20 protein-coding genes are annotated in these 21,792 nt (G+C 76.2%); 7 read left to right on the forward strand and 13 right to left on the reverse strand.

Features of this window, described 5'->3' with window-relative positions; translation table 11 throughout:
• Positions 1–8: 8 nt before the first annotated feature.
• Positions 9–935, reverse strand: a complete 927-nt coding sequence (locus G1H19_RS18195) for an alpha/beta fold hydrolase (protein ID WP_152730540.1) — start codon at positions 933–935, stop codon at positions 9–11.
• A gap of 242 nt (positions 936–1,177) precedes the next feature.
• Between G1H19_RS18195 and G1H19_RS18200 the strand changes: the two genes are divergently transcribed.
• Both G1H19_RS18200 and G1H19_RS18205 read left to right on the forward strand, forming a co-directional pair.
• Entirely contained in the window at positions 1,178–1,966 is a 789-nt protein-coding gene (locus G1H19_RS18200) for a lipase family alpha/beta hydrolase (RefSeq protein ID WP_202925814.1), read from the forward strand.
• A 67-nt stretch (positions 1,967–2,033) separates the two neighbouring features.
• The gene (locus G1H19_RS18205; RefSeq protein ID WP_162392477.1) at positions 2,034–2,570 is read left to right on the forward strand and encodes an SRPBCC family protein; all 537 of its coding nucleotides are present in this window, start codon (positions 2,034–2,036) and stop codon (positions 2,568–2,570) included.
• A 61-nt stretch (positions 2,571–2,631) separates the two neighbouring features.
• Here the strand turns inward: G1H19_RS18205 and G1H19_RS18210 are convergent, their stop codons facing one another.
• The 6 genes from G1H19_RS18210 to G1H19_RS18235 all read right to left on the reverse strand — a co-directional run bounded on the left by G1H19_RS18210 (position 2,632) and on the right by G1H19_RS18235 (position 6,371).
• Positions 2,632–3,009 carry a DUF4267 domain-containing protein gene (locus G1H19_RS18210; RefSeq protein WP_152730541.1) on the reverse strand — a complete coding sequence of 126 codons (378 nt, stop codon included), beginning with the start codon at positions 3,007–3,009 and terminating at the stop codon, positions 2,632–2,634.
• Positions 3,006–3,575 (reverse strand): hypothetical protein, encoded by a 570-nt coding sequence (locus G1H19_RS18215; protein ID WP_152730542.1) that lies wholly within the window; start codon positions 3,573–3,575, stop codon positions 3,006–3,008. Before G1H19_RS18215 ends, G1H19_RS18210 begins: the two co-directional genes overlap by 4 nt.
• Positions 3,576–3,688: 113 nt before the next feature.
• Entirely contained in the window at positions 3,689–4,327 is a 639-nt protein-coding gene (locus G1H19_RS18220) for a class I SAM-dependent methyltransferase (protein ID WP_152730543.1), read from the reverse strand.
• A gap of 269 nt (positions 4,328–4,596) precedes the next feature.
• The gene (locus G1H19_RS18225) at positions 4,597–4,950 is read right to left on the reverse strand and encodes a hypothetical protein (RefSeq protein WP_152730544.1); all 354 of its coding nucleotides are present in this window, start codon (positions 4,948–4,950) and stop codon (positions 4,597–4,599) included.
• A gap of 66 nt (positions 4,951–5,016) precedes the next feature.
• A complete protein-coding gene (locus tag G1H19_RS18230; RefSeq protein ID WP_162392478.1) occupies positions 5,017–5,337 on the reverse strand; it encodes a S1 domain-containing protein in 321 nt (106 codons plus the stop codon).
• Between the two features lie 650 nt (positions 5,338–5,987).
• Positions 5,988–6,371: a hypothetical protein gene (locus tag G1H19_RS18235; protein ID WP_152730545.1), complete on the reverse strand. Its 384-nt coding sequence runs from the start codon at positions 6,369–6,371 to the stop codon at positions 5,988–5,990.
• Between the two features lie 243 nt (positions 6,372–6,614).
• Between G1H19_RS18235 and G1H19_RS18240 the strand changes: the two genes are divergently transcribed.
• Positions 6,615–7,172: a GNAT family N-acetyltransferase gene (locus G1H19_RS18240; RefSeq protein WP_152730546.1), complete on the forward strand. Its 558-nt coding sequence runs from the start codon at positions 6,615–6,617 to the stop codon at positions 7,170–7,172.
• 33 nt (positions 7,173–7,205) lie between these two features.
• Here the strand turns inward: G1H19_RS18240 and G1H19_RS18245 are convergent, their stop codons facing one another.
• A complete protein-coding gene (locus tag G1H19_RS18245) occupies positions 7,206–8,723 on the reverse strand; it encodes an acetyl-CoA hydrolase/transferase family protein (RefSeq protein WP_202925815.1) in 1,518 nt (505 codons plus the stop codon).
• A 465-nt stretch (positions 8,724–9,188) separates the two neighbouring features.
• Between G1H19_RS18245 and G1H19_RS18250 the strand changes: the two genes are divergently transcribed.
• Both G1H19_RS18250 and G1H19_RS18255 read left to right on the forward strand, forming a co-directional pair.
• A complete protein-coding gene (locus G1H19_RS18250; RefSeq protein ID WP_162392479.1) occupies positions 9,189–9,704 on the forward strand; it encodes a DUF4333 domain-containing protein in 516 nt (171 codons plus the stop codon).
• 219 nt (positions 9,705–9,923) lie between these two features.
• Positions 9,924–10,658, forward strand: coding sequence for a hypothetical protein (locus tag G1H19_RS18255; RefSeq protein ID WP_152730548.1), 735 nt, complete (start codon positions 9,924–9,926; stop codon positions 10,656–10,658).
• A gap of 85 nt (positions 10,659–10,743) precedes the next feature.
• On the opposite strand, the gene G1H19_RS18260 is transcribed toward G1H19_RS18255, so the two are convergent.
• Positions 10,744–13,968 carry an AfsR/SARP family transcriptional regulator gene (locus G1H19_RS18260; protein WP_152730549.1) on the reverse strand — a complete coding sequence of 1,075 codons (3,225 nt, stop codon included), beginning with the start codon at positions 13,966–13,968 and terminating at the stop codon, positions 10,744–10,746.
• Between the two features lie 330 nt (positions 13,969–14,298).
• Between G1H19_RS18260 and G1H19_RS18265 the strand changes: the two genes are divergently transcribed.
• On the forward strand, positions 14,299–16,185 hold the full coding sequence (locus G1H19_RS18265; RefSeq protein ID WP_152730550.1) for a hypothetical protein: 1,887 nt from the start codon (positions 14,299–14,301) through the stop codon (positions 16,183–16,185).
• 66 nt (positions 16,186–16,251) lie between these two features.
• On the opposite strand, the gene G1H19_RS18270 is transcribed toward G1H19_RS18265, so the two are convergent.
• Positions 16,252–17,442: a fatty acid desaturase family protein gene (locus G1H19_RS18270; protein WP_152730551.1), complete on the reverse strand. Its 1,191-nt coding sequence runs from the start codon at positions 17,440–17,442 to the stop codon at positions 16,252–16,254.
• A gap of 25 nt (positions 17,443–17,467) precedes the next feature.
• Complete coding sequence (locus tag G1H19_RS18275) at positions 17,468–18,583, reverse strand: ferredoxin reductase (RefSeq protein ID WP_152730552.1); 1,116 nt, start codon at positions 18,581–18,583, stop codon at positions 17,468–17,470.
• Between the two features lie 99 nt (positions 18,584–18,682).
• Between G1H19_RS18275 and G1H19_RS18280 the strand changes: the two genes are divergently transcribed.
• Positions 18,683–19,966, forward strand: coding sequence for a PucR family transcriptional regulator (locus G1H19_RS18280; protein ID WP_235927957.1), 1,284 nt, complete (start codon positions 18,683–18,685; stop codon positions 19,964–19,966).
• Here G1H19_RS18280 and G1H19_RS18285 read toward each other — a convergent pair.
• Both G1H19_RS18285 and G1H19_RS18290 read right to left on the reverse strand, forming a co-directional pair.
• Positions 19,941–20,705, reverse strand: a complete 765-nt coding sequence (locus G1H19_RS18285) for a hypothetical protein (protein ID WP_152730554.1) — start codon at positions 20,703–20,705, stop codon at positions 19,941–19,943. The genes G1H19_RS18280 and G1H19_RS18285 overlap by 26 nt on opposite strands.
• A gap of 34 nt (positions 20,706–20,739) precedes the next feature.
• Positions 20,740–21,609 (reverse strand): ATP-binding cassette domain-containing protein, encoded by an 870-nt coding sequence (locus G1H19_RS18290; RefSeq protein ID WP_152730555.1) that lies wholly within the window; start codon positions 21,607–21,609, stop codon positions 20,740–20,742.
• Between the last annotated feature and the right edge of the window lie 183 nt (positions 21,610–21,792).

Genomic DNA, 21,792 nt, shown 5'->3' on the forward strand with positions numbered 1-21,792 from the left:
CGCCGGGGTCAGCGGGGCGGCACCGGCTCCGGCAGCTCGGCCAGCCAGCCGACGAGCTCCGCGGCGAGCGCCTCGGGCACCTGCAGCTGCGGGGTGTGCCCGACGCCGGGCAGCTCGAGGTAGCGCCACCGCGGGTGCCGGCGGGCGACGTCACGCGCGTTGGCGACCGACACCAGCCGGTCGCGGTTGCCGTGCACGAGCAGCACCGGCGCCCGGACGGCGGCCATCGCCCGGCGGTAGCGCCGGGGGTCGACCAGCAGCCGCAGCAGCGAACGAGCCGCGGTCAGGAACGCCCGGTCCATCCCGACGACGTCCTGACGCTGTTCCAGCAGCGCGACCGAGCGGTCGAGAAGGGCCGGTGGCACCGCGGCCGGGTCGACACCGCACAGCCGCAGCATGTCGGTGACCTGCGCGCGCGCACCGGTGCGGGCACGCCGGGCCCGCATGACCCACTCACCGACCCCGGGCACCGCGTAGCCGGCGAACACCAGCGCCACCAGGGGGTCCAGCGACCGGCGCGGGCCGGGCACGGCAGGGTCGAGCAGCACCAGCCCGCGCACCCGGGACGCCGGGGCGGTGGCCGCCTCCAGCAGCGAGATCATCCCGCCCATCGAGTTGCCGACCAGGACCGCGGGCTCGCCGGCGACCTCGCGCAGGAACCGGTCCAGCACGGCGACGTTGGCGTGCACGGTGGCCTGCCGCTCGCCGGGCTCGCTGCGGCCGAAGCCGGGCAGGTCCAGCGAGAGCACCCGGGCGTGCGGGGTGAGCAGCGGCGCCAGCAGGTCCCAGTTGAGGTGCGACCCGCCGAGACCGTGCACCAGCACGACGACCGGCCCGTCCGGCCGCCCGCCGTAGTCGACCATGTGCACCGGCCCGCCGAGGTCGACGGTCCTGCTCGTGCCGACCGTGCCGGCGTCCTGCGCTGCGCCTGTCATGCCCCACCCCTCCCTGCGCGCCCGGTCGGGCACCGGACCAGTCTCCCTGCCCGCGGGCCGCCGTGCGTCCGGGTGGGGTGTGCGCTGCGCCGCGGTCCGGGGGCGGGGGTGGCGATGCGGAGCGGACGGCAGGTGCCCCAGTGGTCGATGGGATCGACACAGTGCGCGCCTCATCGACGCGAGGTGAGACAGCCATCACAGTGTGTGTTCGCCGGGCTGTTCGATCCGGTCGAGGAGGCAGCGTGTCCCAGGTCGACGACCGTCCGTCCCTGCCCCTGTTCCTCACCGAGCCGGCCCGCGCGACCGCCGACCTCGGGCTGCTGCTGGCGGCCGGTCCGCTGCTGCGGCGGCTGCCCGGCGGTGACGGGCACCCGGTGCTGGTGCTCCCGGGCCTGCTCGCCGACGACGGGTCCACCCGGCTGCTGCGCACGGTGCTGGGCGGGCTCGGGTACGACGTGCACGGCTGGCGGCTGGGCCGCAACGTCGGGCCGACCGCGCTCGCGGTCGACGGTATGCGCGAGCGGCTGGAGCAGCTGCACCACCGGCACGACCGGCCGGTGACGGTCATCGGCTGGAGCCTGGGCGGGATCTACGCCCGGGACCTCGCCCGCCGCACCCCGCACGCCGTGCGCCAGGTGATCACCCTGGGCAGCCCGTTCCGGATGGCCTCGGTCGACCAGACCCGCGTGCACCGGGCTTTCGACCACTACTCCCACCTGCACGTCGAGCGGCGCAGCCTGCCCCTGGAGGGCGGGCCGCTCCCGGTGCCCTCGACGTCGGTGTACTCCCGCTACGACGGCATCGTGCACTGGTCCTGCTGCCTGGAGACCCCCGGCCCGCGGGCCGAGAACATCGCGGTGCAGGCCAGTCACCTGGGGCTGGGCCACCACCCCGCCGTCGTCTACGCCGTGGCCGACCGGCTCGCGCAGGCCGAGGGCGCGTGGCAGCCGTTCCGGGCCCCGGGCGTGCTGCGCCCGGCGTTCCCCCGGCCGGACCTGCCGGCGTCGGCGGCCTCCGCCGCGGCCGCCTGAACCGGCCGCCTACCGTCGTCGGGGACGGCGGCAGGCGGACGGCGGCAGGTGGACGGGGGACGGCGCGGTGGTGGGTGACCGGTACGAGTTCCACACCCGGTGGCGGGTGGCGGGCACGGTCGAGGAGGTCACCGACGTGCTGCGGGAGGCGCACACGCTGCCCACCTGGTGGCCGTCGGTCTACCTGGACGTGGTCACCGTCGCCGAGGGGGACGCGCACGGGGTGGGTGCCGCGGTGGCCCTGTTCACAACCGGCTGGCTGCCGTACACCCTGCGCTGGACGCTGACGATCACCGCCGTCGAGCCCGAGGTGGGGTTCTCCTTCTCCGGCACCGGGGACCTGGAGGGCACTGGGCACTGGACGTTCACCCAGGACGGTCCGGAGGTGGCGATCACCCTGGACTGGCACGTGCGGGCCGGCAAGCCGCTGCTGGCCCGGCTGGGCTGGCTGCTCAAGCCGGCGTTCGCCGCGAACCACCACTGGGCGATGGCCCGCGGGCAGGAGAGCCTGGCCCTGGAGCTGCGCCGCCGCCGGGCGGCGACACCGGAGCAGCGGGCCGCCGTGCCCGCGCCCCCGCCGCCGACCTTCCGCCGCCGGGGCTGACCCGCCGCCCGAGGTCACCCGGTGCCCGTGCTGCCGGTGCGGCGCCCCGCTGCCGGTGACGTCAGTCGCGGTGCCAGTGCAGGTAGCCCGCGCTCGCGGTGCTCAGCACGATCACCGACAGCGCCGCGCTGCGCCGGGCGACGTCCCCGGTGCGGAACGAGGTCAGCACCGCGGCGGCGTCCAGGCCGGTGAGCAGCATGGTCAGCTCGGTGGTGCGTCGCGCCTGCGGCACCGGGGTGACGAGCAGCGCGGCGCCCATGGCGATGTTGCGGGCGGCGACCAGGCGCACCAGCAGCGGCAGCGCGACGTCGTCGGTGGTGGCTGCCGGGTCGACCCCCAGCAGCCGGGTGATGGCGCGGGGGGCGAACAGCGCGCCCGTCCCCAGCCAGATGGACAGCGTGCCGATGCTCTTCCGGGTGGTGTCCCACGTCTTGGTCACCCCGACCGGGTGCCCGGGCCCCGCTCCGTCCAACCCCCGGTGGCCGAGCCGGCGAGCACCAGCACCACGGCCAGCCAGGGCAGCGTCACCCAGCTGGCCAGCACGTCGCTGACCGCGGCCACCGCGAAGGCGCCCGCCGACGGGTCGTCCAGCGGGCCCAGCACCCGCGCCGCACCCAGCGCCGCCACCGACGCCGGCACGGTGATCAGCGCCGACACTGCTCCCCCGGTCAGCACACCGGCCAGCACCGCCGCCGGCGCCCGGCGCACCGCCCGCACCGCCAGCCCGGTGCCCCGCCGCAGCGCCCCGGCCGGCCGGACGCCGTCCCCGGTGGGCAGCCCGGCCAGTGCCCCGGTCAGCCACAGCTGGGCGACCAGGGCGGTCGAGAAGCCGACGACGTCGACGAGCACCGCGTGCGGCACGCTCGGGTCGTCCCAGACCAGCACCTGCCGGACGACGTCGGGCACGGTGTTCAGCAGCGTCACGGCGGCCGCGGTCAGCCACGCTGCCCGCGCGTGCCGGCGCAGCACCCGCCAGGCCCCGCCCAGCACCGCCGTCGGAGACATGTCCACCCCGCAGGCGTCCCCCGTACCCGCACCCCGCGCATCTCCCGCGCCCACAGTTCGCGCGCCTTCTGTGCCCTGGGTTGCCCGGGGCGCGGGGTGGGCGTCCGACGGGGTCACGTGCCGGGTGCGGTGCGGTGCGCCACGGCCTGGACGACCCGGCCCCCGAGGCGGGTGCGCAGCTGCCGCTCGCCCACCTGCAGGCCGCACCGTGCGAGCTCGGCGACCAGCTCGCCGGTGTCGAAGCGGTCGTCCGGATGCCGGGACACCGCGCGCAGCCAGCGGGCGTCGACGAACCGCGCGGTCATCTCGGTGAGCGCCAGCTGGCCGCCGGGGCGCAGCACCCGCGCGGACTCGGCGACGGCGGCCCGCCAGTCGGCGATGTGGTGGAAGGCGTGGAAGCTCAGCACCAGGTCCACGCTGGCGTCGGGCACCGGCAGCGCCGTGGCGTCGGCGACCTGGAAGCGCACCCGGTCGCCGAGGTCGGCGGTCGCCAGCCGGGCCCGGCCCACCGACGCCGCGTGCACGTCGACGGCCAGCACGTCCCGCGCGCCGAACCGGGTGACCGCGACCCGGGCGCCGAGCCCGCGCCGGCCGGTGCCGATCTCCAGGCAGCGTTCGCCCCGCGCGCCCAGCCGGGCCAGCGCCGGCCCCTCCAACCGCAGCCCCACCTGATAGCGGAGCCGCGAGTCGACCCACAGCCGGTTCGCGTCGACGTAGGTGGGCGGGCTGGTGCGGCGCGCGGTCTGGACCATGCCCCCGCGCCTACCCGGCGTCGCGTCACCGACACCACCGGTCGTACATCACCGATGCCCAGCTGTCCGGCACCCGTGATGTGCCCGTCTCCGTCCCGGCACCGCCCTGCACTATCTGCCTCCTGCCGGCGTTGCCCGCTCTGCAGTGCGGGCATCGGGTCTGGAGAGCGGGCAACGCAGGGCGCGCCCAGGGCAGACGCGGCCCCGCGGAGGAGCGTGAGCGTCCGCTGGCGCCGGGCGTCCCGGGTCGGGGGTCGGGGGTCGACTGCTCAGCGACGGTTGCGGCGGTGGAGTGGGTCGGAGTACCGCCCGGCGCTCAGCTCCCGGGCCGTGGACGACGCTCGCAGGTGTGCGAACGCGGCCTCGTCGGACCAATCGGTCGAGGCGCCGAGCTCGCGCCAGAACAGGCGCCCGGGGTCAGCCACGGCGACAGCAGTGCGGGGGTCGCCAGGCGCGAGCGCGCCTGCGTCCTTCCAGTCGGGCAGCCGCAGGCGCAGGACCGTCTGACGCCACTCGTGGCGGGAACCGGCCGCCACGAGGAACTCCAGGTCGTACAGCGAGACCCGGTCGCGCCCGCTCCAGTGCCAGACCGACAGTCGCCGGCCGTCGTTCGCTCCAGCCATGTCCGGCAGCGTAGGTCCGGCTGGGCGACCTGCGCGGTCGGTTTCCGGCCGAGGCGGTGCTGGCGGCTACGGGGACGGACGCTCGACGTCCGTGTCGAAGGTCAGGGTCAGCGAGCTCCGGTAGGCCGCCGTCGGCGCCGTCTCGACCGGCGTCGGGACGGGCTCCTGCCCGACCGGCCAGCAGCGGACCGCCCGGTGGGCACAGCCGTCCTGCTCGGCGTGCTCGGCGACCAGGTGCACCTGCTGGCCCACCCGGAGCCGCCGGTACCCGGGCACCTCGACAGCGGAGAAGTGCACCCAGCAGTTGCCCGGCGTCCACGCGGACGCGATCACCCCCCAGCCGAGGTCGTCGTGCCACTGCTCGACGGTGCCGACGACGCTGTCCACGCAGCAGAGTGTCCGAGCCCGCAGCCCGCTCGCCCAGCGAATTCGACGGCGCGCGAGAGTCGGCTGCTCGCCCGGCCTTTGACTGCGCGGCAACGGGCGCTCGGCGGGCGGCCGATCGAACGCAAGCGGCAGGCCGTCGCGGGGCTACGGCGGCGGACGCCTGGCCTCGGCGGCAGGGGTCTGCACCGAAGGCGAGCTTCAACGAACTCCGGCAGGCGGTCGCCGGCCCGGGCGAGGTCGCCGCCGGGACATGTCAACCGGAAGTGACGCTTTCCGGCGGACATGGTGCCCGGTGCGCGGGCTGGCACACCTGGAGAGGTTGGTACCCGGCCACCTCCTTGGGGAAGGGGTGCACCCGGCCACCCGGCCACCCGGCCACGCCGCACCGGACGCCCCGACGAGCCACCTGTCGTCCGGCTCGCGCACTCACGATCGGCCCGCCGACCAAGCCGCGCAGGCACCGGGGTCCCAGGGCCCGTGCCGGACCGGCGGACCACCGAAGTAGTCGGTCACGCCCAGCGGCACCTCGGCCAACGACTCTCTTCGACCACCGCCCGGCACACCTCCTGCACGGACTCGGACGGGCTCTCTCCCATGGACACGAGCCTGCCGGCCGTGGTGGCCGGCCACCGGGCACGGCGACCGGCAACTCAGCGAGGGATCGGCTCCTGGAGCACCTGCAGCAGCTCACCTGGCCTGGTGACGAGGAAGAAGGAGCTCCCGTCGCCGTGCTGCACCTCGACGTGGCGACGCACCAGCCCGGCCGGCCCGTGCTGCCGAGCAGCGTGCAGGCCCGGCCTGTTCACCGTCACCCGACGGATCGCGGTGCGGTCGATGCTGATGGGTCGTCCGCCCGTCAGCGCGTCCACCCGGTGCGGACTGAACAGGAGCCGTCGGTCGGTCACCGTCACCCAACCGCCCAGCGCCCGCCAACCCCCCGAGAACGTGTTGGCCAGTGCGCGGAACAGCGTGTGCTCACCTGGCTGCAGCTGCGGGCACGTGATCCAGGCACTCATGCTCGGACGGTAGATCACCTGGTGCGTGGCGACCCCCGCTCCCGGTCCTGCTGCCGGACGACCGGTCGACTCAGCCCGGTCCGCCACCGGCAGCTGACCAGTCCTCCGGCAGCCACTCCCCGACGACGTCGGCGGCGATGAGGGACCGGTGGACGGGTCCCGGCGCAGGGGGACGGTGCCGGCCTGTGTGAGCGCCAGCGACGCGGTCACGGCCGCCGGGGCCGGACCGGCCCGCGCGTCCAGGATGACATCGTCGTCGTCATGATCGGCCTCGCCCTCCCGGCACCTCCGCCCGCGGACGACGTCGTCCGGCTGCGCCCCTGGCGGGCAGCCGACGTGCCGAGCCTGGTGCTCGCGTACCGCGACCCGCTCGTGCAGCGGTTCTCCTGGCGCACCACCCCGTACTCCGACGCCGATGCACAGCACGACCTCGCCGAGCACGAGCAGGCCCGTCGTCGCGGGGAGTCACTGGCCTGCGCCTTGGTCGACTCGCACGACGAGCACCGGCTGCTCGGAGGCGTGGCGTTGCACGACGTCCGGCGGGACCACGGACGGGCGTCCGTCGGGTACTGGCTGGCTCCTGGTGCCCGCGGCCGGGGCGCGGCGACACACGGCGTCCGTCTGCTGGCCCGCTGGGCCCTGGACGAGCTGGGACTGGCCCGGCTGGAGCTCACCTGTGGTCCGGACAACGAGGCCTCCCAGCGCGTCGCCGAGCGCTGCGGGTTCACCCGCGAGGGCGTCCTGCGGTCCCATGTGCCGTTCCAGGGGGGCCGCCGGGACAGCGTCCTGTTCAGCCTGCTCCCCGGCGAGCTGCGCTGACCACGGGCGTCCTGGCGCGCCGGTTGCCCGGGCTCAGTCCAGGCGCATGGTGCCCTCGCGGAGGTAGCGGGTGTGCCAGGACAACGACTCCTCCAGCAGGTGCGGCGTGTGCTTGCCGCGGGCGCCGGCGGTGGCGCGGTCCAGGTAGTCCTGCAGCATCGGCCGGAAGTACGGGTGCGCGCAGTGGTCGATCACCTTCTGCGCCCGCCGCCGGGGGGCCAGGCCGCGCAGGTCGGCGACGCCCTGCTCGGTGATCAGCACGTGCACGTCGTGCTCGGTGTGGTCGACGTGGCTGACCATCGGCACCAGGCAGGAGATGGCCCCGCGCTTGGCCGTGGACGGCGTCAGGAACATCGACACGAAGGCGTTGCGGGCGAAGTCGCCGGAGCCGCCGATGCCGTTCTGGATGCTCGAGCCCATGACGTGGGTGGAGTTCACGTTGCCGTACAGGTCGGCCTCGATCATGCCGTTCATCGCCAGGCACCCCAGCCGGCGCACCACCTCGGGGTGGTTGCTGATCTCCTGCGGGCGCAGCACGATCCGGTCGCGGAACTGCGCGATGTCGGCGCGGAAACCGGCCATGCCCTCCTCGCTCAGCGAGAACGACGTCGCCGACGCCGAGGACAGCGTGCCCGAGCGCAGCAGGTCGAGCATCCCGTCCTGGATCACCTCGGTGTAGGCGGTGAGCCGGGCGAACGGTCCGTCGTCCAGCCCGGCGAGCACCGCGTTGGCGATGTTGCCGACCCCGCTCTGCAGCGGCAGCAGGTCCGCCGGCAGCCGCCCCTTGCCGACCTCGTGGGAGAGGAAGTCCACGACGTGCTCGGCGATCCTCCGCGAGTCGGCGTCCACCGGGGAGAAGGCGGTGGCGCGGTCGGGTGCGTGCGTCTCGACCACGGCGACGATCTTCTCCGGCGGGCAGTGCAGGTACGCCGAGCCGATCCGGTCCTGCGGGCCACGCATCTGGATGGGCTTGCGGTCCGGGGGCAGCGCGGTGCCGTAGTAGACGTCGTGCATGCCCTCCAACTCAGCGGGCTGCCAGGAGTTGACCTCCAGCACCACCCGCTCGGCCTGGTCGATCCACGTCTTGTTGTTCCCCACCGAGGACGACGGGATCAGCTCACCCTGCTCGGTGATCCCGGTGACCTCGATGACGGCGACGTCCAACTGGCCGAAGATGCCCTCCCACACCATCTGCGCCACGTGCGACAGGTGCACGTCGAGGTAGTCCATCTGCCCGGCGTTGATCTTCGCCCGGGTCACCGGGTCGGACTGGTAGGGCATCCGCAGGTCGATGCCGTCCACCGCGGCCAGCACGCCGTCCAGCTCCGGTGCGGTCGAGGCGCCGGTGTAGACGCTGACCGCCATCCGCTCCCCCCGGGTGCCGGCCTCGGTGATCCGGGCCGCCAGGGCCTCGGGCACCACCTTGGGGTGCCCGGCGCCGGTGAACCCGCTCATCCCGACGCGGGCGCCGGCGGGGATCAGCTCGGCCGCCTCGGCGGCGCTCATCAGCTTGCCGCGCGCCCGGGCGTCGGCGATCCGGCCGCCGCTCACCGGCCGGCCCCGTCCGTCGTCCGTGCCGTGTCCTGCGCTGCGTGCTGCGCCATCGCGGGGGTGCCCTCCGTCGTCTCTCGGGTGGGTCGGTCCGGTGCGGTCGACCCGTCCCGCCCCAGTGTCGGCGTGCTGCCTGCACGGTGCCCGGGTGCGGTCGGCGCACACCTGCCTTCCGTGCCCTGGTCAGCGGGTCGATGGCGGGGGCACCCGCCGGCAAGGGGTGCACCAGCCGACGGCAGGCCAGGCGCAAGGGGCCGCTGCCACGGTCAGGGCACCCGACCAGGAGGAACCGTGAACCAGCAGATCCACCCCCAGCCGTTCGCCCCCCAGCCCGGAACGCCGACCGGGTACGCCCCCCACCCGACCATGCCGCAGGCGCCCGGGCCGCAGCACCCGGCGGCACCCCCGTGGCAGGCAGGCGCGCCACTCCCCCCGCCGGCGCCCCGGCGCTCGCGGACCGGCGCGGTGATCGGTGCCGTCGCCGGTGGCGTCGTCGCCCTCGCCGGCCTCGGCGTCGGCGCCCTGGTGCTCTTCGGCGGGCAGACCCTGGACACCGCGGAGGCCGAGAGCCAGATCTCCCGGCTCACCGAGGAGCAGGCGGGCCTGGCCCCCACCGACGTGCGCTGCCCGGCCGACATCGCCGTCGAGGCCGGCAGCACGTTCACCTGCACGGCCACGCTGGACGGCCAGTCGCTGGGCTTCACGCTGCGCCAGACCGACGACGAGGGCAGCGTCGACGTGGAGAGCGACACCACGTTCGTGGTGCTCACCACCGTCGAGGAGATGCTCGCCCAGCAGATCACCGACGAGGTCGGCGTGGCCGTCACCGCCGGCTGCGAGTCCGAGGGCCGCAGCGTCATCGTCGACGGCATCGGCACGCCGATCTCCTGCACGGTCGCCAACGCCGAGGACCCCACCGACGTGCTCGACGTGGTGGCGCAGGTGGCGGCCGACGGCAGCGTCAGCTACGAGTCGGCCTGAGCTCCGGGGCACCCGCGCAGCGCCGCGCGGGTGCCCCGGCCCGGTCCCGGGCCCTGGTCCCGAGCCCCGGTCCCGAGCCCTGGCCCTGGCCCTGGTCCCGACCCAGGTCACCGCCCCGTCCGGGCGCGCGGTGGTCGACGGCAAGCGAGCGGTAAGGGCCACCGGCCAGGCTGACGCCGACCCGCTCCCCAGCGGACACCACTGCAGGAGGTACCACCCGTGCTGTACACCGACGCCGACCGTGCCAGCCGCCGGCCCGTCCCCGGCCCACGGCTGCCCGACCGGCTCGTCCCCCGCACCACCGACGCGACGGGCACCGCTGCGGCACCGCCGGCGGCCGACCTCGCGCTGACCACCGGCCACACCCTGCGCCTGATGCCCACCCCGCGCGGCCCGGTCGACCACCGCGCGGTGCTGGTCAGCCAGCAGCGGCTGTGGGCGGCCCTCGGCGTGCCCGGCGTCGCGGCACCCGCCGTGCCGGCACCCCGCTCGGGCACGGGCACCCACCTGTACCTGCTCGGCGACGCCGCCGGGGTGCTGGTCGGCTGCGTGCACCTGGTGCCGGCCACGGGGTCCGACCCGGCCGAGGCGAGCTGGTGGCTGGCCGACCACCAGGCGGGCAGCGACCTGGACCAGCAGCTGGACGCCGCCGTGCGGCGCTGGGTCACCGCGGCCTGGCCGGCCGTTGCGGTCCGGTTCGCCGGCCGGGACGCCCGGTGGGGCCTGCTGCTCACCGAGCCGCTGGTCGACCGGCGGCACCTGCCGGCGCCGGCCGGCGACCGGCCGGCACCCCACCCGGCGGCCGGCCACGCACTGGAGGACGCCGAGGCCGCGCGCCGCGCTGCGGCGCTCGAGGCCGCGCGGTTGCGCCGGCTGCTGGCCGCCCGCCGCTGGAACCGCCGGGCCGAGCTCGCCACCCGCCGCGCGGCCCGGGCCAGCTCCAGCCTGCGCTGACCCCTCGTCGAGGAGGCGCCCAGCCCGGGGTCACCGGGTCGGGACCGCCCAGTGAGAGCCCCCGAGTCGAGGCGGAGCCGCCGGGTCAGGCGTCGTCGAGGGCGGCCAGCTCGGTGCGCAACCGCTCGGCGAACAGCTCCGCCTCCTGGTCCGCCGCGACCGCCAGCCCGGCCATCAGCGTCTCCCGCACCACGGCCGCCGGCTCGCCTCGGCGCCGGGCGATCTGCGCCCGCAGCAGGTGCACGGCCGGCTGGTACACCCGCTCACCGGTGCGCCGTCCCTCCGACAGCGCGCGCAGCGCGGTGCGGTCGGCGTCGTCGTCCCGGCCGGCGAGGGCCTCCACCTCGGCGATCATCCCCAGCAGCAGGTGGCTGAGCAGGTCGCCCGGTGCGACCTGCTGCAGGGTGGCGTGCGCATCCAGGATGGTCGCCAGCCCCTCCTCCACCTGCCCCAGTCGCGCGGTCGCCGCCCCCTGCGGGTGCCGGACCAGCGCCGCCAGCTTGGGCAGCAGGAGTTCCTCGGCCATCGCCACGGCCGTGGTGGCGCACACCAGGGACCGCTCGGGCCGCTGCAGGAACAGCGCCCGCCAGCTCTCCAGGTAGTGGATCATCGCGGTCGTGTAGCGGTCGTCGGCGGCGCGCGCGGCGGCGAAGGCACGCTCCGCGGCCGCGTCACCGGCACCCACGTCGCCGAGCAGCGACAGCGCCATCGCCTGCCACGCGGGCGCGGAGGCCCGCGGGTTCTGGATGAACAGCGAGAAGTCGACGTCTCCGGCGTCGTCGTCCAGCAGCCGGACGGCGGCGGTGAACTGGTCCATGCCGGCGCGCAGCCGCCCGCGCAGCACCAGCACCTGGCCGCGGGCGTGGTCGGCGGACAGCCGCAGCGTGGTGTCGTCCCAGCGCTCGGCGGCCTGCTCCATCTCCGACACCAGCAGCTCGGCGGCGGGCAGGTCGTTGGCGGCGAGCGCGACCGCCACCCCACCGGTCATTTTCGGCCGGGCGTCCGCCTGGTCGTCGTCGCGGGCGCCGTCCGGGGCGGCCGGCGGGCCTTCCACCAGGCCCTGCGTGCGGGTGCGGTGGATCGCCTGGGCCGAGGTGTCGTAGCCGAGGGTCATGGTGAGCAGCCCGGCCAGCTGCCGCCGGGCCTCGCGCTCCAGCTGGGCCACGCCGGGGCCCGACCGCCCCACCAGCACCGCCAGCGCGTCCCGGCAGTGCCGCTCTGCCTCGCGTGGGGCGGCGCGCCGCCGGGCGGACGCGGCGGCCACCAGGCTGAAGCGTGCCGCCTTCTCCGGGTCGCCCACCGCGCCGGCGGAACGGTGGTGGTAGGCCAGCGCCGGTGCCGCGTCCGGGGCGTCGCCCAGCCGCCGCTCCAGCACCTCGGCCACCCGGGCGTGCAGGGCGGCGCGCCGCATGGGGCCGGTGGCGGCCAGCAGCGCCTCCTGGACCAGCGCGTGGGTGAACGACCAGGTGCCCGGACCGTCCGGGTGCGGCACCAGCACCCCAGCGGTGACCGCCCGGTCCAGGTCGTCGGCCAGGGCCAGCGGTGAGCGCTCGACGACCTCGCCCAGGACGCCCACGTCGACGGTGCGCCCGACCACCGCGGCCGCGGACAGCAGCTCCCGGGTCGAGCTGTCCAGGTGCCGGTAGCGGCGCTCCAGCACCGCCTGCACGCTGGCCGGCACCTCGGTCACCGCGCGCTGCCGGTCGATGCCCTCGTCGGCCAGCAGCCGCACCAGCTCGCCGAGGAAGAACGGGTTGCCGCTGGTGCGCCGGTGCAGCCGGCGGGCCGCCTCCTCGGTGACCGGCCGGCCCAGCCGGGCGGCACAGATCTCCTGCACCGCGGCCGGGTCCAGCCCGCTCAGCTGCACCCGCTCGACGTGCGCCTGCCGGGTCACCGAGGCCAGCACCCGCCGGCCCTCCGACAGCGGCGACTCGTCCGGGTCGCGCACGGTGACCACCACCAGCAGCGGCACCTCGTGCGTCGCGGCCAGCAGGTAGTCCAGCAGGTCCACGCTGTCGGCGTCGGCCCACTGCAGGTCCTCCAGCACCAGGCACACCGGGCGTTCCCGGGCCAGGTCGGAGAGCACCGCGGCAACGGCGTCGAAGAGCACGACGCGCTGGTGCTGGGCCAGCCCGACGGCGGGTCCGGCGTCCGGACCGGGCAGCAGCGCGGCCGCCGCCCGGCCGCGTCCCTCGGTCGCAGCGGCGACCCGGGGCCGCCCGCGCACCGCGGTGAGGCCCTCCAGTGCCTGCGACCAGGGCCAGAACGCCGGGGTGCCGCCGCCGTCCTGGCAGCGGCTCCACACCACGTCGAAGCCACGCTGGGCGGCGAGGTCGGCGACCTCCTCGGTCAGCCGGGTCTTGCCGATCCCCGACTCGCCGAACAGGGCCAGCCCGGCGGTCTCCCCCGATGCCGCCCGGTCCAGCGCCGCCGCTGCCCGGCGCCGCTCGGGCAGCCGGCCGACCAGCGGCGCGGCCGGCCGGGACCCGCCGCCGGACGCGGTCGCCGGCGCCGGCGCCGGGTCGACGACGACGGGCCGGGCCGCGGGCTCCGGCGTCCAGGCCAGCGACGGGTCGTGCCGCAGCACGCGGGCGTACAGGCGCTGCAGCTCCGGACCGGGGTCGACACCCAGTTCCTCGGCCAGCACCCGGCGGGTGCGCTCGTACAGCTCCAGCGCCTCGGACTGCCGGCCGTGCCGGTACAGCGCGGTGATCAGCGAGCCCTGCAGGCCCTCCCGCAGCGGGTGCGCGGCGGCCACCAGGGCCAGCCGGTCGGCCAGCTCGGCGTGCCGGCCGAGCAGCAGGTCCAGCTCGGCGCCGAGCTCGACCGCGGCCAGCCAGTGGGCGGACAGCCGCGCCGCCTCGGCCTGCACCACCTCCGACCGGACGTCGGCCAGCGGCTGCCCGCGCCACAGCGACAGCGCCTCGTCCAGCTGGTGCCGGGCGCGTTCGGTCGCCCCCTCCGCGGCGAGCGTGCGCGCACCGTCGACGAGGTCGGTGAACCGCAGCGCGTCGACGTCGTCCCGGGCGACGGCGAGCCGGTAGCCGGGTGCCTGGGTGACGATCGGCGACGGGCTGCCGTCGGCCGGGCGCAGCTGCTTGCGCAGCCGGGACATGGTGACGTGCACCGAGGCCGTGGTGCCGGGCGTCGGCGCACCCCGCCACACCTGGTCGATGAGCACGTCGACGTCGACGACCCGGTCGGCTTCCACCAGCAGGTGGGCCAGCACAGCCCGGTTCCGGGGTGGCCCGGGGTCGATCTCCCGGTCGCCGTCGGTGACGACGAGTCGGCCGAGGATGGCGAACCTCATGCCGGTCCCCTCCCCTCGACGGTCCTCCGGGCTCCCATGTCCCCCTCCTGCTGCCGCTGCTCCGGTCCACGGTGGCGGTCGTCACACCCTGTGCTCGGCATCCTGGCCCATGCGCGTCGTCCCTGGCCAGTGGAGCAGGGACGACCCGGCAGATCGTCACTGAGCGTGATCGGTCGGGCGCAACTCCGGTACGGGGAGGTACCGGATCCTCGCGTCGGTCGGCGGCCGAGGCCCGAGCGGTGCGCGAAGGGGCATCCTGTCATCTGTGGCCGTCCCCGCACCGTCCCGCGGGCCCGGCAGCGCGCCCGGGAAGGGCTGACCGTGCCACCGGTGACCGGGCTGCCGGACGCCGCCCGCCCGCGGGGGGCCGGCGGTCCGCAGTCGTGGCGCGCCCGGGCGGAGCAGGAGCGTCCCGCGCTGCTGGGCACCGCCCTGCTGCTCACCGGCGACCGGGCCGCCGCGGAGGAGCTGGTGCAGCGGGCACTGGCGCGGGGCGTCCGGCACCCCGAGCGGCTGCTGCAGCAGCTGGTCGCCGCGTACACCGGACGGCGGGTCCGGCTGCGCGCCGAGCAGGTGCTGGAGTCCGCCGGGCCGCCGCCGGCCGAGCCGCAGCCGGCCCGGGCCCTGCGCGAGCTGCCCATGGCCGAGCGTGCCGCGGTGGTGCTGCGGCACCACGCCGGGCTCGATGCCGAGGCGACCGCCCGCCTGCTCGGCCGGCCGACCGACCGGGTCGGCGCCGCGACCGCACGGGCCGAGCAGGCACTGCTGGCGGTGCTGCCGGGCGAGGGCTTCCGCCGGCCCGGCACCGCCCGCACCGACGGCGAGCGGGTGCAGGACGCCCTGGCCGCCCTGGCCGGCGGCCCCGGTGGCTGGCGGCTGGACACCGGCCAGGCGCTGGCCGACGCGCTGGCCCGCCGGCGCTCCGGCCGGCGGCGCGTCCTGGGGGCGCTCCTCGCCGCGGCCGTGCTCCTCGGCGTGGGCGTGCCGCTGAGCCGGCAGCTGCCCGGCCCGCCACCCGCGGCCGCGCCCGCCGGCGCACCGGACCCGCCCTCGGTGCCGGTGCTGGTGGAGCCGGCCCGCGGCTCGCTGGCCGGCGACGCCGACGTCGTGGAGGCCGTCCGCCGCCGGGACTGGCCGGGCATGGTGGCCCCGCCGGTCGCGGACCGCGACGTGGTCTTCGTCGCCGACACCCCGGGCGGGCGAGTGGCGCTGGTCGCCGGCACCGTGGACGACGACGTCCGCGGCATCTGGTTCACCGGCCCGACCGGCAGCCCGGTCGCGGCGTTGACCCCCCACGTGCCGGCCGGCCTCGGCCGGGACCGCCCGGCGGCACTGGCGGTCGGCGCGCCGGACGCCGTCACCGTGGTGGTGGTGGCCGCGCCGGGCGACCGGGTCGAGGTCTCCGACCGGCTGCAGGTCGGCCCGCGCGGCACGGTGGCCCGGGTGTACACCGACGCCGGCGCCGTCGACGGCACCGCCGTGCTCGGGGCCCGCTCGACCGCCGGCGGACTGGGCACCAGCGTGCGCGTGCTGCGCGGTGACCAGCTGGTCAGCCGGTCGCCGGTGGCCTGGCCGGACCGGCCCGACGTCGTCGCGCCACCGCCGGCCCTGGGCGCGCTGCGCGTCCCGGCCGCCCCGCCGGACGAGCGCGCCGTCGCCGCGGCGCTGCGCGAGACGGCCGTGCCGCTGGCCACCGAGCCCGCCGACATGGCACCGGCGGTGCTGTGGGCCGGTGCCGCGTCGGCGTCCGGCGGCGGTGCGGTGGTGCTGGTCGGGCGCAGCCCGGGGGGCGGTCTGGTGGTGACCACCTGGGCGAGCCGGGGCCCGTCGGTGGTGCCCTGCGGCACGCAGACCCCGCCCGGGGACACCCGCCGGGAGCGGCTGACCGTGGCCCGGGTCTGCCTGCTGCCCGAGCCGGTCTACGGGACGAACCGCCGGCGCACCACCGAGGGCACCGCGCCCGGCGCCGGCGCGCGCGGGCGCGGGCTGCTGGTGTTCACCGCCCCGCCCGAGGCCCGCACCGGCGAGGTGCTGGACGCCGACGAGCGGGTGGTGGCCACGCTGGACCTGGGCGCCGGCGGCGCGGTCGTGCCCGCACCGCACGGCGCGGTCGCGGTGCGCACCCGGACCGCGGACGGCGGCGAGCTGACCACCACGGCGATCGCGGCCACCCCGCCGCAGCCCTTCGGGGACTACGGCACCGGCCCCGTGCGCTGACCCGGCCGCGGACGCGCGAGGACCCCTCGCCCGCGGTGCGGGGAGGGGTCCTCGGGGACGAGCGGGTCAGGCGGCGGAGAGCGCCCGCCGGACCTTGGGGCCGCCGGTGGTCATCTTCCACAGCTTGGCCAGCTGCGCCGGGGCGTTGCGCGGCGTGGTCTCCGCCAGCCACCCGTTGGGCAGCGAGAGCCGGAACACCTTGTGCCAGGCGGAGGCGACCTGCTGGGGCAGCGGCGCCTCGTGGTAGCGCAGGCCGTTGCGGGCGAAGAGGTCCTTCACCTTCGGGGCGATCTTGGCGTACCGGTTGCTGGGCAGGTCGGGGAACAGGTGGTGCTCGATCTGGTGGCTCAGGTTGCCGGTCATCAGGTGCATGGCCTTGCTGCCGGAGATGTTGGCCGAGCCGAGCATCTGCCGCAGGTACCACTCACCGCGGGTCTCGCCCTCGATGGAGGTCTTCTCGTAGGTCTCCACGCCCTCGGGGAAGTGCCCGCACATGATCACCGAGTGCGACCAGAGGTTGCGCACCACGTTGGCGGTGACGTTGGCCAGCAGGGTGGGCACGAACGACGGGCCGGACAGCGCCGGGTGCACCAGGTAGTCCTTGGTGGCCTGCCGCCGGATCTTGCCCAGCACCTGCTTGTAACCGGCGACGAAGGCCGGGTCGTTGCGCCGGCGCTTCGAGGCCAGGTTCTTGCCCAGCTCCAGGTCGTAGGCGGCGATGCCGTACTCGAAGAAGCACGCGTTGACGAAGTTCCACAGCGGCTGGGCCAGGTAGATCGGGTGCCAGCGCTGGTCCTCGTCGACCCGCATGATGCCGTAGCCCAGGTCGTTGTCCTTGCCGACGACGTTGGTGTACGTGTGGTGCAGCTCGTTGTGCGAGTGCTTCCACTGCTCGGCGGGGCTGGCCATGTCCCACTCCCAGGTCGTGGAGTGGATCTTCGGGTCGCGCATCCAGTCCCACTGGCCGTGCAGGATGTTGTGCCCGATCTCCATGTTCTCCAGGATCTTGGCGACCGAGAGACCGACGGTCCCGAGCAGCCAGGCCGGCGGGAAGAACGAGGCCAGCAGGACGGCGCGGCTGCCCAGCTCGAGCCGGCGCTGCACGTCGATGACCGTGCGGATGTAGGCGGCGTCGGACTCGCCGCGGCTGTCCAGCACCTCCTGGCGGATCTCGTCGAGCTCCTTGCCGAGCAGCTCGATCTCCTCGGCGGACAGGTGGGCGATCGGGTTCTCGGACTTCTTCTGCAACGTGGTCATGTCCGGCTCCTGAGCGGTCGGTGGGTCAGTGGTCGATGTCGCAGGCGCCGGCGGCGGCGCTGATGCAGGTCTGGACCAGCACGCCGTCGCCGGGGGCGGCGACGGTCAGCTCGCCGTTGCGCAGGTCGCGCACCGCGCCCTCGCGCAGCGGCAGCACGCAGCCGAAGCAGATGCCCATCCGGCAGCCGCTGGGCATCAGGACGCCGGCGGACTCGGCGGCGTCCAGGATCGAGGTGGCGCCGTCGGCCTCCACCGCGGTGCCGGTGCGGCCGAAGGAGACGGTGCCGCCCTCGCCCTCGCCGGTGACGACGACGCCGGTGCGGAAGCGCTCGACGTGCAGCGTGCCCAGGCCCGCGGTGGCCCAGTGCTCCTCGAGCAGGTCCAGCAGCGGCAGCGGCCCGCAGGCCCACGCGGAGCGCTCGGCCAGGTCGGGCACCAGCTCGGTGAGCAGTGCGGCGTCCAGGTGGCCGTCGGTGCGGGTGTGCCGCTCGACCAGCCGGATCGCACCGGACGCGGCCAGTGCCCGCAGCTCGGCGCCGAACACGACGTCGTCCGGGGTCGGCGAGGAGTGCACGACCACGACGTCGGACGGCTCGGCGAGGTGGTTGCGCAGCATGCCCATGACCGGGGTGATCCCGGAGCCGGCGGTGACGAACAGGGTCTTGGCGGGCAGCGGGGCAGGCAGCACGAACTCACCGGTCGCCTGGTCCAGGTGCACCAGGGTGCCCGGCCGGGTGCGGTGCACCAGGTGGGTGCTGACCACCCCGCCGGGTACGGCCTTGACCGTGATGGAGATGCAGCGGTCGGCGCGGGCGAGCTCGGAGGTGATCGAGTAGGTGCGCCACTGGCGCACCCCGTCGACGTCGACGCCCACCCGCACGTACTGGCCGGGCACGTGGCCGGCCCAGTCGGCCCCGGGCCGGATGACCAGGGTGGCGGCGTCGGCGGTCTCCCGGGTGACGGACTCCACGCGGCCCCGCAGGTCGGTGCCCGAGCGCAGCGGGTGGACCAGGTCGAGGTAGTCGGCGGGCAGCAGCGGCGTGGTGGCCAGCTCTGCCAGCCGCACCGCGCGGTCGCGCAGCGCGGCCAGCACCGGACGGACCGGGCGGGTCGGGCGCGAGGGCTTGACGGTGGTGGACATGCACCCATCATGGTGACGTCCGGAGCCAAATGCCTGTGTGCTGAACGTGAAGGCGACATACCTTTCTGTTCCCATCGAACAACTGGAGTGGGTTTGCCCGTGGACGCCGCACCGCTCGAGCACGAGCACAGGCCGCTGCCGGCGACCATCGCAACGGCGCTGCGCGCCCAGTTGCCGTCGATCGCCGAGCGCACGGTCGCGGCGATCGTCGACGAGGTGCCCACCTACGTCACCGCGTTCTCCGCCGGCATGGGACGCACCATCGAGGGCGCCGTGCAGCTGGCCCTGGGCGGCTTCCTGGAGCTGGCGACCGCCAGCACCGGGGCCGACGCCGGCACGCCGATCCGGCCCGCCGTCGACGGTGCGTACGCGCTGGGCCGGGGCGAGGCCCGCAGCGGCCGTTCGATGGACGCGCTGCTGGCCGCCTACCGGGTCGGTGCCCGGGTGGCCTGGCGGGACCTGAGCGCAGTGGCCGTGGCGGCGGGCCTGGAGGTGGCGGCGCTGGCCCGGTTCGCCGAGCTGGTCTTCGAGTTCATCGACCGGCTGTCGGCCTCCAGCGCCACCGGCCACGCCGACGAGCTGGCCACCAGCGGCCGCGCCCTGCAGCGCCACCTGGAGCGGCTGGCCACCCTGCTGGCGACCGGGGCGCCGGCCGACGACCTGACCGCGGCGGCCGCGCGCGCGGAGTGGCCGGCGCCGCGGTCGCTGACCGCCGTCGTGCTGCCCCAGGCCCGGGTGCGCGGCGCCCTGCTGCGGCTGGACACCCGCACGCTGCAGGTGCCCGACGCCGGCCTCGTGCTGGGCCCCGGCCCGGTGACAGCCACTGGCCGGGGGGACGCCGACCTGACGCTGCTGCTGGTGCCCGACAGCGAGGGACGGGCCCGCGCCGGCGTGCTGCGTGCGCTGCACGACCGCACTGCCGTCGTCGGGCCGGCCCGGCCGTGGCAGCAGGCCGCCGCCTCCTGCGAGCGGGCCGCGCGCGCGGTGCGGCTGGGCCTGACCGGGCCGGCCCCAGCCCCGCTGGACACCGACGACGTGCTGCCCGAGCTGGTGCTGCGCGCCGACGACGCCGCGCTGGCTGACCTGCGCGCCCAGGTGCTGGAGCCGCTCGCCGCGCTGGGCGCCGATGCCCGGGCCAAGCTGACCGAGACGCTGCGGGCGTGGCTGCTGCACCACGGCCGCCGTGAGCGGGTCGCCGCGGAGCTGTTCGTGCACCCGCAGACCGTGCGCTACCGGATGACCCAGCTGCGCGACCTCTACGGCGCCCGGCTGGACGACCCGCGCACCGTGCTGGCGATGACGGTGGCGCTCGGCGTGGCACCGGCCTGTGCTCCGACCCGAGGACCCGGGCCGGCGCTCAGGCGACCGCGCGGCGCAGGGTGACCAGCGTGCCGGCCACCACCGAGAGCAGCACCCAGCCGGTCAGCACCAGCACCGGGGTGGCGGTGGCCGGTCCGGCCGCGAGCAGCACCAGCGAGGTGGTCGGGTCCAGCTTCTCGCCGATCTCCGGGCGGGCCGTCAGCAGGACGGGGAACACGCCGAGCACCACGAGGTAGGCGCCGGTGAGCGCGGCCGGGGCATTGGTGAGGGCGGCGCCGATGCCGGCACCGACCACGGTGAACGCGGCACCGCCGGCGACCAGGACCGCGGCCGCACGGGCGGTGCCGTCCCAGGTCACGCCGTCCCCGCCGAGGGCGAGCAGCGCGCAGGCGACGCCGACCCCGACGGCGGTGAGCACCGCGCCGAGGCCGGCCGCGGCGACGACCTTCGCGGTCACCACCCGGCCCCGGCGGGGCACGGTGAGGAAGGTGGTCTGCACCGTGCGGTGGGTCCACTCCCCGGCCGTGGAGAGCACGCCCAGCGCCAGCAGCACCAGGGCGCCCAGGCTGCCGAGCACGGCGATCATCTCCACCGCCCGGCCCGCCTCCTCCCCGGCCAGCAGGACGACGGTGATCGCGGCGGGAGCGACGAGCGTGGCCGCGATGGCGACCAGCTTCCCCGAGCGGGTGGACAGCGACTTGCGCACCTCCAGGGCGGTGAGCGCGGTCAGCGGCACGCCGGTGGTCCGGACGTGCGGGCGGGCGGTGGCGGTGGTCGTGGGCGCGGTGAGCGTGCTGGTCATGGCGGTGTCCTCCGGTGGTGGGTACGTGGGTGGGTCAGGCGGTGGTGAGCTGGAAGAACAGGTCCTCGAGGTCCTGCTGGGACGGCCGCAAGCCGGTGAGCGCGATGCCGGCACCGGCGGCGACCGCGCCCACCCGGGCCGGGGTCGCGCCGGGCACGGTGAGCACGGCACCGTCGCGGCGGGCGTCCAGGCCGGCGGCGGCCAGCGCGCGCTGCAGGCCGTCGGCGTCCTCGGCCTCGGCGACCGCGCCGTCGCCACCGAGCAGCTCGCGGATGGGCGCGTCGGCCACGACCCGGCCGGACCCGATGACCAGCAGCCGGTCGACGGTGGTCTCGACCTCGCCGAGCAGGTGGCTGGACAGCAGCACCGTGCCGCCGCGGGCGGCGTGCCCGCGCAGCAGGTCCCGCATCCAGCGGATGCCCTCCGGGTCCAGACCGTTGGCGGGCTCGTCGAACACCAGCACCGCGGGGTCGGCCAGCAGCGCACCGGCGATGCCCAGGCGCTGCCGCATGCCCAGGGAGTAGCCGCCGACCCGGCGGCGGGCCGCGCCGGCCAGGCCGACCAGGTCCAGCACCTCACCGACCCGGGACGACGGCACCCCGACGGCGTCGGCCAGCAGCTGCAGGTGCACCCGCCCGGAGCGGCCGGGGTGCACCGCGGAGGCGTCGAGCAGCGTGCCGACCACCGCGCCGGGGTTGGCCAGCTCCCGGTACGGGCGGCCGTCGACCAGCGCCGTGCCCGAGGTGGCTGGCACCAGGCCGGTCATCATCCGCATCGTGGTGCTCTTGCCGGCGCCGTTGGGGCCCAGGAAGCCGGTGACGCTGCCCGGCTCCAGGACGAACGACACGTCGTCGACGACGGTCCGGTCGCCGTAGCGCTTGGTCAGGCCGTGGACCTCGATCATGGTGGTGCCTCCTCGCCGACCGGTCCCTCCGGTCGGGGACCACCCTCGCGGCCGGCGACGGTGCGCCGCGTCGCCCGGCGGTCGCCGCCCGGGGCCCCGGAGGTCGCGTCCGTGTCGTCCGGAGGTCGACACCGGTCGAGCCGCACGGACGACGCGGGACGACGCCCGGCCGCCCTACGCTGT

Origin of the sequence: Goekera deserti, from assembly GCF_010685995.1 — a bacterium.
Lineage (GTDB): Bacteria > Actinomycetota > Actinomycetes > Mycobacteriales > Geodermatophilaceae > Goekera > Goekera deserti.